This is a genomic window from Acidovorax sp. GW821-FHT10A04 (assembly GCF_059415825.1).
Map to the genome: position 1 here is coordinate 26,270 of NZ_JBWKNZ010000005.1, position 13,015 is coordinate 39,284.

Consider the following 13,015-nt stretch of genomic DNA (forward strand, 5'->3'; position numbering starts at 1 on the left):
TTCTCGCGCCAGGATCGAAAAAACGGCCGACCGCATCATTGCCCACCCCCGAGGGTGTGCCCCACCGACTGCCGCACCAGGTCATACACCGGCAGCAGCAGCGCGACGATCAGGAACAGGAACAACGCACCGGCAATCAGGATGATCACGGGTTTCAGGATTTCGGCCAGCGACTTGACCACCACTTCCAGGCGCTTGCGGTAATCCTCGGCCAGATGGGCCAGTTGCTGGTCCAGGCTTCCCGACTCCTCCCCCACCGAGATCATGCGCACGGCCATGGCCGGGAACCCGCCCACGCGCCGCATCGACGACGACACCGATTCGCCGCGCGACACCGATTCGGCCACCTGGATCAGGCGGGTGCGGTAGTAGCGGTTCTTGGTGGCACGCCCCAGGATGCGCAGGCTGGACACCAGGTCCACCCCGGCCCGTACCAGGATGGAGAGGTGCTCCGTCATGTGCGCCATGCCCGAAGACACCAGCAGCGTGCGCGAGATCGGCAGGCGGTGCAGCAGGTTGTAGGTGGCCAGCTGGAAGCTTTCCGAACGCTTGAACAGCACGGTGAAGACGATGACCACAACGGCCACGACCAGCAGCACCCAGGGCAGATGGGTGGAGAGCATGTTCGCGAACGACACCAGGCCCTCGGTGATGGGTGGCAGCTTGGCCTGCATCTGCTTGAAGAGGCGGGCCATGTTGGGCACCACGTAGTAGATCCAGAAGATCGCCACGCCGATGATGGTGCTGAACACGAAGGCCGGGTAGATCAGCGCTGTCTTGATGTCGCGCTTGATGTTGATCATGCGTTCCACGTGCTCGGCCGCCTCACCCAGCATGCGGTCCAGCGTACCCGTCTGGTCGCCGATGGAGACCAGATTGCGCACGGTCTCGGGGAACACGTCGGGGTGGCGGTTGAAGGCCTCGGTCATTCCCACGCCAGCGTTCAGGTCGTCCAGCATGTTGCGCGCCACATAGGCCATGGCACGGTTGTCGCTGGTGTCACTTTCGTCCACCAGGGTCTGCAGCGCATCCAAAGCAGGCACCCCGGCACGCATCATGAGACCCATGTCGCGCAGGAAGCCCGCCAGGTCTTCGCCGCGCACCTGGCGGCGAAACAGGTGCATGAGCATCTCGGAGAAGAATGCCATCCAGCCCGGGAAGCGGAACAGGCTGAGCACCGTACCGTCGGTGTCCGACTCGATGCGCATGCGCACCGACACCTCGCGCTTGACCGCCAGGCGCAGCAGGCCCGAGCGCACGCCGCCATGCGGCAGCAGCACGCGGTAGTAGTAGGTATTGAGGGATGAGGCCATGGGTCGTGTCCGCCGAAACGGTTCAGTCCTCGCCTACCGTGCGCAGGATCTCGTCCATGGTGGTCTCCCCTGCCAGCACGCGGTTGCGCGCCAGGGTCAGGATGGGGCGCATGCCCGCCCCCATGGCACGCTGTCGAATCTCGGCACGCGTGGCGTCGGAGGCGATGGCATCGGCCAGGTCGCGGTTGACGACCAGCATTTCGTACACCGGCAGCCGGCCCAGGTAGCCCGAGTCACGGCAGTGGTGGCAGCCCACGCCGTGGAACACCTGCGGCGCCGAGTCGGGGTTGGTCAGGCCCAGCCAGCGGCGCTCGTCCTCCGTCGCCAGGCGGGGCTTGGCGCAGTGCGGGCAGATGCGGCGCACCAGGCGCTGGTTGATCACGGCGACCAGGTTTTCGGCGATGGTCTCGGTGTCCACGCCCAGCAGCTTCAGGCGCGGCATCACACCGAAGATGCTGCCCACGTGCAGGGTGGAGAGCACCAGGTGGCCGGTGGACGATGCATCCAGGGCCGCACGCGCGGTCTCGGAATCGCGGATTTCGCCCACCAGGATGATGTCGGGGTCGTGCCGCAGGAAGTGGCGCATGGCGTTGGCGAACTCATAGCCTGCGCGGCGGTTCACCTCAGTCTGGCAGGCCACGGGCACGCGGTACTCGACCGGATCTTCCACTGTGAGCACGTTGCGCTCGATCAGCGGCTGCATGCGCAGCGCGGCGTGCAACGTGGTGCTCTTGCCCGAGCCCGTGGGGCCGGTGATCAGGATCAGCCCGTGCGGCTTGGAAAACGCCTTGGCCATCACGGCCACGTCTTCCTGCAGAAAGCCCAGGTCGGCCAGCTTGTCCAGGCTGCTGCGCTCGGGCAGCAGGCGCAGCACCATGCGCTCGCCAAATTCGGAGATCAGCGTGGAGACGCGAATGGTGTAGTTGTGCTCCATCACCTGCGCGGTGAAGCTGCCGTCCTGCGGCAGGCGCTGCTCGCTGGCGTCCATGTCGGCCTGCAGCTTGACGTAAACCACCAGGCGGTCGAGTGCGGGCGACAGCGCGAACACGGGGCGCAGCACGCCGTCCACGCGCAGCAGCACCGAGCGGCTGCGCGCGGTGGGCGCCAGGTGGATGTCGGTGGCGCGCTCGCGCACGGCCAGGTGCAGCATGTGCTCGAGCAGGCGGGCGGGGCTGTAGGCGCGGTCGATGTCGGCTTCGAGCTTGCGCACCTCGCTCTCGACCAGACGGGTCGGCGGGTTGTCGGCAAAGTAGTAGTGCTGCTGGATGGCCTGGGCCACGCTGTCGAACTCGCCCTGGAAGAAATGGCAGGACTTGCCCAGCTTGCGCAGCACCAGTTCGCGCACGGCGTCGGGCTGGGCATCGCCCAGCACCACCTCGATCTGGCCTTCGTGCTCGCGCACGGGCAAGAAGCCGTAGGTCAGGCACAGCGAACGGTTGAAGACCGCGGCCACGGCCGGGTCGGGCTCGGGCATCTCGGCCGCGTTGATGAACATCAGCCCGCGCTGGCCGGCCAGCTGGCGTGCCACTTCGTTGGCGCTGGCAAAACCCAGTTCCACGAGCAGGTTGCCCATGGGCACCTTCTCGATCTTCTGTTTTTGCAGCACGTAGTCGATCGCCACAGGCGAGACGACGCCGGCGCTCACCAGGGCGGAGCCCAGGGAGGGGCTTTTCTCCTGCAGGGCAGCCAGACGCTCCACCGCAGAAGCGCCGGGCGGCAAATCGAGACTGGCGTTGTCCATCACGGTGTCAGCGGGCGGATACATGCGGATGCTGCTCCAAAATAAAGAAGGTCAGGTCGTCTGGCTTGCCCGTGGGGACCAGACCGTTTTGCTGCTGAAAGCGGGCGAGCGCCTCCCCCGTCTTGGAGCCGAAGAAGCCATCGTCCAGCTCGCGCGCATCCAGCAGGCCCATACTTTTGAGCTTGATCTGCACGCTGCGCGTGGCCTGCTGGGCTGCCAGGATGTGGCGCGCCTCGCTGCGGCCGAGCCACGCCACCCAGGCATCCTTGCCTTCGGTGAACCGGCAGACACGGGGGCTGACCTTGAGCGCATTGGCGGCATGGGGCTGCGGCAGGCGCTGCACCTGCAGCACGTCGTCGGCTGTGGCGGCGGCCTTGAGCTGGGCTTCGCAGGCCATGCGGGGAGTGGCTTCGGCCAAAGGCACGGGCGCGGAGGCCGCAGCCACGGAAGAAGGCTCGGCGGCAGCAGATGCGGCCACGGCGGGCACAGGCTGCGCCACTGCAGGGGCCTGCGCCGTGGGCGCCGCCATGGGAGCAGGTGCATCGGACTCGGCCTTGGGTACAACAGCCTGGGGTGCCCTTGCCGCGCTATCGGCCGCCGGTGGAGCACTGCCGCCAGACGACGACAGCCCCCAGCTGGCCAGGGCCACGGTGGCCGTGGTTCCAGCCGCTAGGCCGGCAGCGATCCAGGCCCAACGGCGGCGCGGGCGTGCGACGGCGACGGCGGCAGCGATCGTGGCGGCGTCATCGCCCAGGGCGGGCATGTCCGATACGGCCCGCTGTACCAGCGCCTCGGTGATCACCGAGCCGCGCGTGCTGGCCAGACCGTACAGGCAGCGGTCCAGCACCAGGTGGATCTGGCGCAGATTGCCCTGCGTCACGCGGTGCACGACGTCCACGGCAGCGGGCTCGATGGACAGGCGCCCTTCGGCCCCCGCCGCATTGACGCGAAAGTCGAAATACCGGGGCATTTCGTCCTTTTGCAGGCCCGACAGGCGGGCATGCTTGACGATGCGGCTCTTGAGCTGGCGCAGCTCGGGTGTGGCCAGGGTCTCTTCGAGCTCGGGCTGGCCCACCAACAGGATCTGCAGCAGCTTTTCCTGCCCTGTTTCGAGGTTGCACAGCAGGCGCACGAGTTCAAGCGACTGCACGCTCAGGTTCTGCGCATCATCGATCACCAGCAGGCTGGTTTCATCGGCCTGGTGGCGCTCGATCAGAAACTCCGTCAACCGGGCCAGGCCCTGCTCCACCGAGTCGCTGGGCGGCAGGCCAAAGTCACTCTGGATGGCCGAGAGCAGTGCGCTGTCCTGCAGGAAGGTGTTCAGGATCAGGGCCGAGCGGCAGTTCTTGTCCCTGAGGGTATCGAGCAGGCGCCGCACCATCGTGCTCTTGCCCAGGCCCACTTCGCCAGTGAGCAGCACGAAGCCCTTGCGTGCCTCGATGCAATGCGCGACCTCCGCGAAATCCTCTTCCAATCGGGGCGTAAAGAAGTACGACCCCGCGTCCGGCGTGGGAGGGAAGGGATTGCGCGACAGACCCAAGGTCGCGTAGACAGGGCTGATGCTCATTGGCGGGCATTGGGTGTGAACTGGGCCAGGGCCGAGCGCAGTGCGGCAGAGTCGGGGGACAGGCGCAGTGCCGTGTCCAGCGTCGCACGCGCTTCCTCGGGCTTGCCCTTGCGGCTGTGGATGCTGGCCAGGTTGATGGCGGCTTCTTCATCGCCGGGCATGCGGTCCAGGATGGCGCGGTACTGCTCGGCAGCGGCCGCATCGTTGCCGGCGCGCAGATCGAACCAGGCCTGGGCACGGATCAGTCCCAGGGAGCCAGCGGGCAGCCGCGCCTTGAGGGCCGACAGCTCTCGCTCGGCGTCGGCAGGCTGATTGTTCCTCATGGCAGCCACGAAGCGCGCAAAGCGCAACTCCACAGGCGTATCGTCCACCACGGGCGCGGGCGCTTGTACCTGCGCAGGCTGGACCTCGGCACGGGGTGTGCGGGCGGGGCGCGGTGCTGCAGCGGGACGAGGCATTGCCGGACGGACATCGGTCTGGCCGGTGGCGGCCTGTGTCACGACAGCGGGCGCAGGGGCAGCAACGACTGCCGCCGCTTGCACCGCGGGTGCGGGCACGGAAGGTGCCGTTGCAATGGCCTGGGGCGCCGGGGCCGGCGTGGCGACCGCCGTGGCTGCCACGGGTTGTGCGCTCGCCGCAGGCGCATCCACCACCGCGGTGGCCGCAGCTGCGGCAGGCACTTCGGCCTGGGGCAGCGGTGCCATCTGCGGGGTCGGTGCGGCAGCCGCTGCCACGGGTGGTGGCAGGGGCGCGGGTTGCCTCTGGCTTTGCCAGTACACCCAGCCCAGCCCACCGGCCGCCACCACGATGGCGAAGGCCAGTGCACCGTCGAGCCATGCAGGGCGACCGCCGCGCGGAGCGGTGGCTGCGCGTGGCCGTGCCACCGCCACTGCGGGCGCAGCAGGGGCCGGCGCGGCAGGCGCGTCCATGGATTTCAGTGCGTCGTGGATGAGGCTCATAGCACACGCACCCGCAGAACGATCACCAGCTCACGGCTGTTGTGTACCTTGTTCTCGTTGCCGAACAACTTGCCCAGCAGCGGCACGTCGGAAACACCTGGGGCACCACGGTCGTTGTTGGAGTTGCGCTGGTCGATCAGCCCGCCCACCACAACCACGTCGCCATCACCGACATTGAGCGTGGTTGTCAGGCCCTTGTAGCTGACCTTGGGCAGCGAAATGAGGTTCTCGCCCCCCACCGCCACCAGCTGCAGACTGGCCGGATCCACATCGCTCTGCATCGGGTTGAGCAGCAGCTCGATGCGGCCGTCTTCGCGCACCATGGGCAGCACGCCGACCATCACGCCCGAAAACACCGTATCGGTCTGCACGCTCGACGATGTGGTGGATGCGCCGCCACCGGGTACCGTCTGGGTGGAGGCCGATTGCGATACGTAGCGCGAACTGGTGCCCACCGACAGCAGTGCCGGCGTGCCATTGCGCACCTGCACGTTGGGATTGGACAGCACCTTGAGGTTGCCGAAGGCGCGCAGCGCGTTGATCACGATGCCGTAGTTGCTGCCCTGGTAGGACGCGCCGAAGGCAGGACCGGTCAGGCTGCCGATAAGCGCGGCAGGGATCGAGATGGCGCGTGCAGGGTAGCCGTTGCCCGCGTTGGGCAGCGTGCCGTTGCTGCCGCCCAGTTGCATAGGCGAGGAGCCGAAGCCCGTGGCCAGGCGGCTGCGCAGCGAAGTCCAGTCCACGCCGAACTCGAAATTGTCACCCAGTTGCACGTCGATCAGCTGTGCCTCGACATAGACTTGCTTGCCCAGCACCTTGTGGATCTGGGCCAGCATCTTTTCCACCGTACGCATCTTGGACGGGCGCGCCTTGACGTAGAGCGTGCCGGTCTGCGGGTTCAGTGTGAAACCGCCCTCTTCCTTGATTGTGGTCACCGACGGGCCTTGTGCCCCGGAACCCCGGGCCACGTTCGACGCGCCGGTTCCGTTGGGGGGTGGCGTCCCTGTCCAGGCAGAGGGCGTGGTAGGGGTATAGCCCGGCGCCTGGACGTTTGCGCCTTGCTGCTGCTGTTCCAGCCGGTCCTTGACATCGTCTTCCAGAAGGGCCTTGAGCGCGCTGGCCACGTCGGCGTAGGGATCGGCAGAGCTGCCGCCGGAACCCGACATGGTGAGGCTGCCCTGCTGGGCGCCCGAGCCGCCGCTGGAGCCACCACCGCCTCCGCCGCTGCTCCCACCGCCGCCGCCATTGCTGCTGCCGAACACATTGCCGCCCGACCCCATCTGGATGCTGGACTTGGTGTTCAGGAAGTTGAGCGAGAAGAACTTTTCCTCGGTCAGGCTCACCCGCAGCGTGTTACCGCGGAACTCGCCCGCCACATCGTAGGTGCGCATGACTTCGTTGAAGCCTTCGCGCAGGGTCACCTGGCGCAGGTACATGTCGGCCAGTTGACCGCCGCGCAGCACGTTGGGGTCCACGATCAGGTTGAGGTTGCCGGCATCGGCAAACGCCCCCAGGATCTGACTGATGCTGGCCTTGGACATGGCCACGTTGATCAACTTGCCTTCGAGGGGATCGAACACGGGTGCCATCGGTGCGATCACCGGTGCTGGGGCGGGCCTGTTCAGCTCCGCCAGCAGCAGTTGCTGGTGTTCCAGCAGACGCTTGGCCTCCTGCACGGCGTTTTCACGCATCCGGTCAGCGGCTTCGGTGTCCGGCGCGGGCAGGCTGGAGGCACTGCGCGGCGGATTGTTGGCGCACCCACTGAGAATGAGCGCGGCACACACCAGGGCCAGGGGCTTGAAGATCGGAGGATGGGTCATATCGCTGTCCTTGGCACCGCTTGGGTGAGTCATGGATTTCTTGAAAATGGGTTCGTTCTTCTGCGCGCGAAATTCAGGCGGCCGGGTAAATCCACAAGCCACAGCAGAACAGGGACACGGCCTTGCCTGCGTTCATCACGGCAAGCTCCTGATGGGGCCCTGGACGTTGTCCGGGGCTGTCCCGGGCACACCGGCCTTGAACTGCTGGCTGCTGATGCTCGCCAGCGAACCATCGGGCCAGCGCAGCGTTCCCACCCGCAGCCCGACCTCGGGCAAGGTCAGCGTCTGGCGGCCCAGGCGTTCGGAGATCACGACCCGGTTGGGCTCCACCTTGGTGATACGGCCGCCTTCGGGCAAGCGCGCACCCTGGCGGGCCAGGCGGTCGTCGATCACGACGGACTGGGTTTCCGCGGCCAGGTTGTCCAGGTGCAGCGACATCGAGCGCGCGGGCATCTGCACGCTGCCGACGATTTCGCGTCCCGGCGCGGGCAGCGCGATCAGGGTTTGCGGGTCCACGCCCCGGCTGGCGGCCTGTTTCTGGATGCGGGCCATGGCGTCGAAAGCCTCGGCCACGCGCGTCTGGTCGGTGCGCAGCGCTTCGGGCAGGGCCGCCAGCGACATCTCTGGCGGACGCACGTTGGGCGTGCGGGCCTGGACCAGTTGCACCACGCCGTACATCGCCCATCCGAGCAATGCGACGGCAACTACATTCAAGAGCAGTGCTGCGTATTTCATGGTTTCATGTTCCCGGGTGCGGCAGCCTTGGCAACCAGTTCATAGGAGAAAGCGCCTTGGGACGGCTCGGCGGGGTCCAATGCCTTTAGCGTCCAGCCGGCTGCGGACATCAGGCTCATCCAGCGGGTCACCGATGCTGAGGCGCCGGGTGCGACCACGCCATCCACTCGGAAGGCCCGCGCGCGGTTCGGGTTCTGGTTCTGCTGGGTCGCCTCCAGCTTCACACGCACGATGCGGATGTCACTGCCCGTGGAGGCCTTGAGCACGGCCAGGAAGGCCATGGGGTCGTAGCGGGCGCCCTCGTCCAGCGTGCGTGAAAAGTCCGCCACCGGCAGCAATTGCTGCGGGGCCTGAATGGTGCTCACCGCCTGGATGCGTTGCTGCATTGCCGCGAGCTGCGCGCGCTGGCTCTGACCTTCGTCGCGCTGGGCGTCGGCCTGCTGGCTGGTGAATGCACCCAAGGCAACCAAGGCCGCTCCGACCACTGCAGTGAGCGCAGTGATCGATGCCACCCAGCGCTCCGCACGCCAGGCCACGCGCTCTGCCAAGGGATTGAGGGCATGCCGGCCAGCAGCGTCGCGCGCCAGCGCGGGCATCACCGTCTGCACGCGTTCGCCAGCCAACGAGAGCTCCGCTGCCTGCATCACCACCGGTGCGCTACCCAGCACCCCTTGCAAGGCTGCAACACAGATCTCACCATCGGCGGGCTGGGTGCTCCACAAGGCCCCCCACTCCACCGCATCGGGCCCCAGGCGGCTGAGCAGCGCGCTCTGGTTGGCCACCAGCACCTGGGCAGAGCTGGTCATGGCCGACGCGCCCGAACCCAGCGCCTGGGTAGACGCGAACACCATGCCCTCTTCGCTCTGGGCAAAGCACATCAGGCGGCGCTGCGAGAGCAGCAGGCGCGCCTGGCCCACGTCCACGCCATTGCACAGCAGGCCACCGGTGGTCATCACCAGGCAGTGGTCGTTCTGCTCCTGCGCCCACTGCGAGCTGCGCTGCCACAGGTCCAGCGACACGGCAGAGAAGAAGGCCTGGAAGCCACCGGGCACCTTGACCAAGCGGTGCATGATGATGTGGGCCGAGCCCTCCACCAGGCCCTGCGTGCGCACGCGCTTTTCGATCAGCGCCGTGGCGTATTCGGACTTGCCCTCGAAACGCCAGACATCGGTGAAGACGTCGTCGAGGTCCAGCACCACCAGCGCGGTGTGCGTGAGCCGGGGCCAGGCAGGCACATCCTGCGCCTGGTGGCCATGGCAATGCACCCACCCGGCATTGGCGACGCGGTAAACATGTTCGGCGGCAGCGCTCATGGCATCGTCCTGGGCGGTGGGGCGACGGAAACCGTCTGGAAGTAGAGCGTTCCGCTGGCACCCAGCGTCAGTCCCTTGTCACCCGGTTGCGGCATCTGGAAAAGACCCGTTTCGGGTGACAGGGTGGCGACCTCGAAGAGATCGGCAACGAAGATGGATCCCGCGCCGCCGCGGCCGAGCTCGCCCAGGAACTGCGCAGCCTCCACGCGGGTGGCGGGCCCGGTCGTGCGGCGCAGCTTGCGCTCGCCCCACTGCGCGGGGTCGAACCCCAGGCGGTCTACCTGCTGCGCCACCTGCTTGAGCGACTGCACGAGGCGCTCGCGCTGCTCCACCTCGGGCATGAGGCTGCGGGCGCTGTCCAGGCTCTGGCGCAGTTGGGCCGCCTGCTGGCGCTCGAACGCCAGACGCTTGAGCCCACTGTGCGCCAGCCAGGCGCCACCCGCCAGCAAGGCGGTGGCCAGGGCCAGGGCCCCGAGCTTGACGGTACGAGCGCCGTTCAATTACTGCTCCATGATCCAGTGGGCGGTCAGCAGGATGACCTGGTCCTCGTCCAGCTTGCGGCCATCCGTCGTACCGCCGGCGTTACCGGCCGCGTTGATCACCGCCGGGCGCGTGTCGCTGGTGTTCATCTGGGTGCTGTTGCCAGCCACATTGATGGCCACGCCCTGGGTGTTGTTCGCCTCCCACTGGGTACCAGGCGCATTCGCTTCCGTCGAGGCGGTCTGGTGGGCCGGACGGCCCTGGATACGGAAGCGACCTTCGCGGGAATCGGGCTTGCCGTCGATCACCTGGTCCATATAGCGCGCCAGGTCGGGCGTGAGGCCGCGGATCACCATCACGTTGCCAGCGCCACTGGCCACGCCAGCGTCGTTGAACTGGAAGCAGACCTGCAGCTCGGCAGGGTTGCCGTTGGAGTCGATGTACAGGAATCGGTCTTCGTGCCCTTCACCACGGCCGGGAGGCATGCGCACACCGGCCTGGGTCATCAGCGTTCGCAGGTTCAGGCCTGCCAGCGCCTTGTCGCCCTGGCCGACGGTGTCTGCCGCATAGCCCTGCCCAGCGCAGATCTTGGCCCCGCGGTTGGTGAAACTGGCGGGGATGCCGGGCACGGCCATGGAGCCGGCACGGGCGCAGGCATTGCTGTTGTTGATCGAAGTTTCAGAACCATCAATCATGTACGTGGGGGCCTGCTGGCAATCGCCCACCACCACACCGGTGCGCTGGTAGTACTGGTCGTAGGACATCTTCCACTGGTAGGCGAACTTGTTGATCGCCTTCTGGTACTCGGCATTGCGCTGCACGTCCTTGGCAATGGCCACGGCACCAATGATCAGGCCGATGACGGCCAGCACGATGGCCAACTCGACCAGGGTGAAACCTTGCTGGACCTTGCGGCCGAGCTTGCGAAACGATTGCATCTGTTTCATCGAAATCTCCGACGAGGTGTGAGTGATGGGTTGTGAGAAAAGCGGTAGCAAGGCTGCTACCAGTTACTGGTTCATGCGGTAGATGGCGGTGACGATTTCCACCTGGTCTTCGTCCAGGCTCTCGTTGTTGTTGGTGCCGATCTTGTCGCGGTTGGTGCGGTTCCATTCCTGACCAGGCACATTGGGGGTACCGTTCAGAACACCCTCCCGGCGGAAGCGGCCTTCGCGCTCATCGGGCTTGCCGTCGATCATCTGGTCCAGCGAACGGGCCAGGTCAGGTGTCAGGCCGGTGATCACCATGACGTTACCCGCCCCATCCCCCACATCACCGACGCCCGCACCAGTAGCCATCGGCTTGTTCCACTGGAAGCACACCTGGATTTCCTGGGGATTGCCGTTGCTGTCGAGGTATACATAACGGTCTTCGAGGCCTTCGGCACGGCCTGGGGGCATCCGGACACCGGCACGTGTCATCAGCGTGCGCAGATCACGGTTCACATCCGTATCGAAAGCGCGGGTCATGTTCTGGCCCTTTGCACCTCGGCAAATGGCCGATGGAGCCGTCGCTCCAGTCATATCGCGGCCGGACCGGACATCGCCAGGCTTGGCGGCGGCAGCGATGAATGCAGCGCCGTTGACCATGTTTTGCGGAGCCGTCTGGCTATCGCCCAGCACCACGCCGTTGCGCTGGTAGTACTGGTTGTACGCCTGCTCCCACTGGTCGATGAACTTGTTCTTGATCTTGGTGTACTCGGCATTGCGCTGCACATCCTTGCCGATGGCGACAGCACCGATGATCAGGCCGATGACGGCCAGAACGACCGCCAGTTCGACGAGGGTGAAGCCTTGCTGGCGCGCCGAGCGCAGGCCACGTTGGGGTTTCTTGAAGAAGTTTTTCATGATGGTGTTCCCTGGCGCGGCTTACTGGTTCATCTTGTAGATGGCGGTCAGCGTGATGACCTGCTCTTCATCGCGCGAATTGCCGTCCGCCGGTGCGGCGGGTACGGCGCCCTGCCCGGAGGTGTTATTGACAATCCATTGCAGGCCCGGCTGGTTGGGTGTGCCGTTGGCGATACCCTGCCTGCGGAAGCGCCCTTCCTGCTCATCGGGCTTGCCGTCGATCATCTGGTCCAGCATGCGGGCCAGGTCAGGCGTCAGGCCAGAGATCACCATCACGTTGCCCGAACCGGCAGCCGTCGATGGCTTGTTCCACTGGAAGCAGATCTGGATTTCCTGGGGGTTGCCATTGGTATCGGTGTAGACGTACAGGTCTTCCTGGCCCTCAGCACGGCCTGGGGGCAAACGCACCCCGGCCTGGGTCATCAGGGTACGAAGCTGGCCTGCAACGGCACCGGCACGCACGTCCGCCACGGGAGCACGCTCGCAGACAGGCGCCGGTGCATTGACAGCAGCAAGACTCATGTCGCCGCCAGACAAAGGTGCAACGGCAGGCACCGCCACCGTGCCAAAGGCAGTGCCGTTGACCATGATCCGTGGCGCCACCTGGCTATCACCCACCACCACGCCCGTGCGCTGGTAGTACTGGTTGTAGGCCTGCTCCCACTGGTCAATGAACTTGTTCTTGATCTTGGTGTACTCGGCGTTGCGCTGCACGTCCTTGCCGATGGCGACGGCACCGATGATCAGGCCGATGACGGCCAAAACGACCGCCAGTTCCACCAGGGTGAAGCCCCCCTGTGCAGCCTTTTGGCCGGCCGAGCCATGTTTGCGCCGCGAAGGCAGGACGGAAAAAAATGGTCGCATGGTGTCCTCAGGCGTTGAAAAAAGGCATACAAAAAAAAGATTGCTGAATGTAACGACTGTAAACAATGCCTAACTGAAGTCAAGAAAAAAACAATCCATCGTTTGGGTGGTTTCTGGCCGTTTTTTCAACCCCGATCGCACTGGCCTGCACTGTTGAAAAAGGCTTTTTTCATAGGCAAATCCAAGGAAGAACAGGTTTTTTTCAGATCTCTCGAAGCGGTAGCGAAGCATCCCCCATCGCCTGGCAATTGGCCATAGTGCTTATGTATTAGAGAGACAACGAAACACAAAAGAAACAAATAAGTACTTTTTTTGATATATTTTATCTATCGCATTTGCACAGTGAATCGACCTGGTCGCGCCAAAAAATCTGGTA

Annotated in this window: 11 protein-coding genes; all 11 read right to left on the reverse strand. The window is 65.5% G+C overall.

The features are described from left to right. Positions 1 to 35: 35 nt before the first annotated feature. The 11 genes from AC07PF_RS12330 to AC07PF_RS12380 all read right to left on the reverse strand — a co-directional run bounded on the left by AC07PF_RS12330 (position 36) and on the right by AC07PF_RS12380 (position 12,639). Positions 36 to 1,313 carry a type II secretion system F family protein gene (locus AC07PF_RS12330; RefSeq protein ID WP_494612049.1) on the reverse strand — a complete coding sequence of 426 codons (1,278 nt, stop codon included), beginning with the start codon at positions 1,311 to 1,313 and terminating at the stop codon, positions 36 to 38. Positions 1,314 to 1,335: 22 nt separating this feature from the next. Further along, positions 1,336 to 3,078: a GspE/PulE family protein gene (locus tag AC07PF_RS12335; protein ID WP_494609508.1), complete on the reverse strand. Its 1,743-nt coding sequence runs from the start codon at positions 3,076 to 3,078 to the stop codon at positions 1,336 to 1,338. Further along, positions 3,062 to 4,621 carry an ExeA family protein gene (locus AC07PF_RS12340; RefSeq protein ID WP_494612050.1) on the reverse strand — a complete coding sequence of 520 codons (1,560 nt, stop codon included), beginning with the start codon at positions 4,619 to 4,621 and terminating at the stop codon, positions 3,062 to 3,064. Before AC07PF_RS12340 ends, AC07PF_RS12335 begins: the two co-directional genes overlap by 17 nt. After that, positions 4,618 to 5,580: a tetratricopeptide repeat protein gene (locus tag AC07PF_RS12345; RefSeq protein WP_494612051.1), complete on the reverse strand. Its 963-nt coding sequence runs from the start codon at positions 5,578 to 5,580 to the stop codon at positions 4,618 to 4,620. The genes AC07PF_RS12340 and AC07PF_RS12345 overlap by 4 nt, the downstream gene beginning before the upstream one ends. Next, positions 5,577 to 7,400: a pilus (MSHA type) biogenesis protein MshL gene (mshL, locus tag AC07PF_RS12350; RefSeq protein WP_494612052.1), complete on the reverse strand. Its 1,824-nt coding sequence runs from the start codon at positions 7,398 to 7,400 to the stop codon at positions 5,577 to 5,579. Before mshL ends, AC07PF_RS12345 begins: the two co-directional genes overlap by 4 nt. Positions 7,401 to 7,535: 135 nt before the next feature. Beyond that, on the reverse strand, positions 7,536 to 8,135 hold the full coding sequence (locus AC07PF_RS12355; protein ID WP_494612053.1) for a hypothetical protein: 600 nt from the start codon (positions 8,133 to 8,135) through the stop codon (positions 7,536 to 7,538). Next, positions 8,132 to 9,448, reverse strand: coding sequence for a hypothetical protein (locus AC07PF_RS12360; RefSeq protein WP_494612054.1), 1,317 nt, complete (start codon positions 9,446 to 9,448; stop codon positions 8,132 to 8,134). The genes AC07PF_RS12355 and AC07PF_RS12360 overlap by 4 nt, the downstream gene beginning before the upstream one ends. Next, complete coding sequence (locus tag AC07PF_RS12365; protein WP_494612055.1) at positions 9,445 to 9,948, reverse strand: hypothetical protein; 504 nt, start codon at positions 9,946 to 9,948, stop codon at positions 9,445 to 9,447. Before AC07PF_RS12365 ends, AC07PF_RS12360 begins: the two co-directional genes overlap by 4 nt. Continuing rightward, positions 9,949 to 10,875, reverse strand: coding sequence for a type II secretion system protein (locus tag AC07PF_RS12370; protein ID WP_494612056.1), 927 nt, complete (start codon positions 10,873 to 10,875; stop codon positions 9,949 to 9,951). Positions 10,876 to 10,938: 63 nt separating this feature from the next. Then, the gene (locus AC07PF_RS12375; RefSeq protein WP_007849248.1) at positions 10,939 to 11,775 is read right to left on the reverse strand and encodes a type II secretion system protein; all 837 of its coding nucleotides are present in this window, start codon (positions 11,773 to 11,775) and stop codon (positions 10,939 to 10,941) included. Between the two features lie 21 nt (positions 11,776 to 11,796). After that, the gene (locus AC07PF_RS12380) at positions 11,797 to 12,639 is read right to left on the reverse strand and encodes a prepilin-type N-terminal cleavage/methylation domain-containing protein (protein WP_007849251.1); all 843 of its coding nucleotides are present in this window, start codon (positions 12,637 to 12,639) and stop codon (positions 11,797 to 11,799) included. Positions 12,640 to 13,015: the final 376 nt, after the last annotated feature.

Coding starts and splice junctions, on each gene's coding strand:
- AC07PF_RS12330 (WP_494612049.1), bottom strand. CDS start 1,313: ATGGCCTCATCCCTCAATACCTACTACTACCGCGTGCTGCTGCCGCAT.
- AC07PF_RS12335 (WP_494609508.1), bottom strand. CDS start 3,078: ATGTATCCGCCCGCTGACACCGTGATGGACAACGCCAGTCTCGATTTG.
- AC07PF_RS12340 (WP_494612050.1), bottom strand. CDS start 4,621: ATGAGCATCAGCCCTGTCTACGCGACCTTGGGTCTGTCGCGCAATCCC.
- AC07PF_RS12345 (WP_494612051.1), bottom strand. CDS start 5,580: ATGAGCCTCATCCACGACGCACTGAAATCCATGGACGCGCCTGCCGCG.
- mshL (WP_494612052.1), bottom strand. CDS start 7,400: ATGACCCATCCTCCGATCTTCAAGCCCCTGGCCCTGGTGTGTGCCGCG.
- AC07PF_RS12355 (WP_494612053.1), bottom strand. CDS start 8,135: ATGAAATACGCAGCACTGCTCTTGAATGTAGTTGCCGTCGCATTGCTC.
- AC07PF_RS12360 (WP_494612054.1), bottom strand. CDS start 9,448: ATGAGCGCTGCCGCCGAACATGTTTACCGCGTCGCCAATGCCGGGTGG.
- AC07PF_RS12370 (WP_494612056.1), bottom strand. CDS start 10,875: ATGAAACAGATGCAATCGTTTCGCAAGCTCGGCCGCAAGGTCCAGCAA.
- AC07PF_RS12375 (WP_007849248.1), bottom strand. CDS start 11,775: ATGAAAAACTTCTTCAAGAAACCCCAACGTGGCCTGCGCTCGGCGCGC.
- AC07PF_RS12380 (WP_007849251.1), bottom strand. CDS start 12,639: ATGCGACCATTTTTTTCCGTCCTGCCTTCGCGGCGCAAACATGGCTCG.